The organism is Labrenzia sp. R5_0, assembly GCF_017743835.1.
Lineage (GTDB): Bacteria > Pseudomonadota > Alphaproteobacteria > Rhizobiales > Stappiaceae > Roseibium > Roseibium algicola.
Genome location: NZ_JAGHRK010000030.1, coordinates 1 through 583 on the forward strand (window position 1 = coordinate 1; position 583 = coordinate 583).

The 583-nt window shown below is 46.7% G+C and carries 1 protein-coding gene; it reads left to right on the plus strand.

The window, feature by feature from the left end; genetic code table 11:
* Positions 1 to 434: 434 nt before the first annotated feature.
* Positions 435 to 583, plus strand: a 149-nt coding sequence (locus J7447_RS31190) for a heparan-alpha-glucosaminide N-acetyltransferase domain-containing protein (protein ID WP_209171787.1), incomplete at its 3' end; no start/stop codon positions are given.

Sequence of the window (583 nt, forward strand, 5' to 3'; positions counted from 1 at the left end):
CCAGCAATCCTTGCCGACACAGGCGCAACAGTACTCGTCACCGCAAATGCTATGCGGCTTCTGGCATGGAAAGGGGAAACCTGAACTCGAGCGAGCTGGAGCTGGATGCGCTGCATTTTGGACGACTGAATCAGCTCTAACCGATATTGTCTAGACTAAATAGGCGCCATGCAGGATATCAGACCAATCAAAATCGCCGAAGAAAACTTTGCGACATAACTGTATCTTTGGCCATCGTCAGGTGCTTGGTGGACTTTGACGACCCAGAATAGTTAAGCAATCGTAGCCAAAATTGATCGGGGTTTTTCAGCACCACTCGTTGACTTGGGATTCTGAGTCGGTCCACCAAACTGGGATTGCAGGTCTTGCCGGTTAGGAAAAATGATTAACTACGCACGTTTTATGAGGCCGAAAAAGGTTTAACTACGAGCGAAATGATTAGTCCAGACAATGATTACGAAAGTCTATCAAATCAGCGAGTTTTGCTGATCGATACCGTGCGAGGTATCGCTATTTTTGGCGTTGTGCTTTTTCATATTGTTTGGGATCTGGAGTTTTCGGGATTAATCGACGGATTCGCGTT